Annotated in this window: 3 protein-coding genes; 2 read left to right on the top strand and 1 reads right to left on the bottom strand. The window is 71.4% G+C overall.

Going from position 1 to position 2,408, the window contains the following annotated elements; genetic code table 11:
* Together AC27VN_RS38980 and AC27VN_RS38975 are read left to right on the top strand one after the other, a co-directional pair.
* Positions 1 to 731: acyl-CoA dehydrogenase family protein (locus AC27VN_RS38980; protein WP_490880139.1), on the top strand; the 731-nt coding region annotated here is incomplete at its 5' end.
* Between the two features lie 137 nt (positions 732 to 868).
* Positions 869 to 2,107, top strand: coding sequence for a DUF2252 domain-containing protein (locus AC27VN_RS38975; protein WP_490880138.1), 1,239 nt, complete (start codon positions 869 to 871; stop codon positions 2,105 to 2,107).
* On the opposite strand, the gene AC27VN_RS38970 is transcribed toward AC27VN_RS38975, so the two are convergent.
* Positions 2,070 to 2,408, bottom strand: a 339-nt coding sequence (locus AC27VN_RS38970) for a TSUP family transporter (protein ID WP_490880137.1), incomplete at its 5' end; no start/stop codon positions are given. The two genes, AC27VN_RS38975 and AC27VN_RS38970, sit on opposite strands and share 38 nt — an antisense overlap.

The raw sequence follows: 2,408 nt of genomic DNA, 5'->3' as shown, positions 1-2,408 counted from the left end.
CGGCCGCCACCGGCTGGGACGGCGAGGGCGCCGACCTGCTCAGCGTGGTCTGCCGCACCGACCCCGAGGCGCCGCCCGAGGCCGCGCTCTCGATCCTCGTGGTGCGGCGTGGCGCGCCGGGCCTGGTGCCGCTGCACGACATCGATGCCATGGGCCACCGCGCGCACCTCGTGCCGCGCTTCAGGCTTGAGGGCGTGGCCGTGCCCGACGCCGACGTGGTCGGCCCGGTGGGCGGCGCGCGCGACATCGTCGAGGCCAGCTTCTCTGGCACCGCGGCGCTGGTCGGCATCATGGGCGTGGGGCTGATGCGCGCGGCCTTCGACGTGGCGCTGCGCTTCGCGAAGACCGAATGCCGCGGCGGCGCGCTGCCGATCGTCGAGCACCAGGCCGTGGGCTATGCGCTGGCCGACGCCAAGACCACCATCGAGGCCGCGCGCGCCCTGGGCTGGAAGGCCTGCGATGCGATCGATCGCCAACTGCCCGGCGCGCTCGAGCTCGCGCTGCAGTCGAAGATCTTCGGCTCCGAAGCCGCCGTGCGCGTCATCACCGACCTGATGCGCGTGGTGGGCATCGACAGCTACGACCACGAACTGCCGCTCGCGGGCCTGCTGCAGGACGCGATCGCGCTGCCGCTTTTCGATGGCGGCAACATGGGCGTGCGCCGGCGGCAATTGCATGCGCTGCTGCGCACGGCCGACTACGACCCGCTCACGGCCGCCGGCATCGCCTGACAAGGTGTGAATAGACCTGCTGCGCGACCTCGGGGCGCTCGCTGCGGTTTCTTCACACCTTACGAGCGCGCCGGTCAGCTTCGGCTGGGCATGGGGCCGCAGAATCCCGTCACCAAGAAAGCGGGAAGCAAAGCACCATGCCCAATGCCGTCAAGACCATCCGCGCCTTCAACGCCGACCGCGACCCCGAACGCCTGGCGATGAAATACGCCAACCTGCGCGCGAGCCCCTTCGTCTTCCTGCGCGGCACCTGCCACCTGTTCTACGACCGCCTGCCCTCGGGCGCGCTGTTCGCCAAGGCGCCGCTGGCCTGGCTGTGCGGCGACGCGCACCTCGAGAACTTCGGCAGCTACAAGGGCGACAACCGGCTGGTCTATTTCGACCTCAACGACTTCGACGAGGCCGCGCTCGCGCCCGTGACCTGGGAACTGGTACGCTTCCTCACGAGCATCCTCGTGGCCGGCGACGGCCTCAGCCGCAGCGCCGCCGAGTCCGCAGCGCTGTGCAGGGTCTTCCTCGACGCCTACGCGGGCGCGCTCGCGCTCGGCAAGGCCCGCTGGGTCGAGCGCGACACCGCGACCGGCCTCGTGCGCGAACTGCTCGACACCCTCAAGGCGCGCACCCGCCCCGCCTTCCTCGACCGGCGCACCGAGCGCAAAGGAAGGCGGCGCCTGATTCGCAGCGACGGCAAGCACGCGCTGCCGGCGAGCGAAGCCCAGCGCGAGCGCGTCGTCAAGCTGGTCGATCGCTTCGCGGCCTCGCAGCCCAACCCGGGCTTCTTCGAGGTGCTCGACGTGGCGCGCCGCATCGCCGGCACCGGCAGCCTGGGCGTGGAGCGCTACATCGTGCTGGTCGAGGGCAAGGGCTCGCCCGATGCCAATTACCTGCTCGACCTGAAGCAGGCGCTGCCGTCCTCGCTCGCGCCGCACCTGAAGAAGACGGCGCAGCCCGCCTGGGAATCGGAGGCGCACCGCGTGGTCGCGCTGCAGCGCCGCATGCAGGCCGTGTCGATGGCCTTCCTGCATCCGATCGTGACGCGCAAGAGCTCTTATGTGCTGCGCGGCCTGCAGCCCAGCGAGGACCGCGTGAGCCTCGACGTGAACCGAACGCGGCCTGCCGACATCCGCGCGGTGCTCGACGACATGGGGCAGCTCATGGCCTGGGCGCAGTTGCGCAGCGCGGGCCGGCAGGGCTCGGCCATCGCGGATGCCCTGGTCGACTTCGGCGCCTCGGCGAAGTCGTGGCGCGCGGACCTGCTCGACGCCGCGCAGCAGTGCGCCGCGCAGGTGGCGAAGGACTGGGCGGTGTACTGCGAGGCCTACGACGCGGGTGCGATGGTCATCCGACCAACCCGACCACCGACCGCACCACGCTGACCGCCGCCAGCGCGATCAGCAGGTTCAGCACATGCCGCCTGAACTGCTCGGGCGACACCCCCTTGAAAGAGCGCTGCCCCCACCAGATGCCGGCCAGCATCGCGGGCGCGAGCCACAGCGCCCACTTGAAGGTGTCGGGCCCGAGCAGCCGGCCGGTGGCATGCGCGGCCGGCATCAGCGCGGCGCTCGCGAGCGAGACCACGTCGCTGAACAGCAGCAAGGCGATCAGCGTGGCGCGCAGCGCGGCCGGTGCCATCGCGGTGGTGCTCAGCAGCACGGCGATGGCGATGCCGCCGATGGC

The sequence above is a fragment of the Variovorax sp. 20P10.2.4 genome, assembly GCF_058244205.1.
Note: the sequence above shows the minus strand (reverse complement) of the source record. Positions and strands in the feature narration are given on the sequence as shown.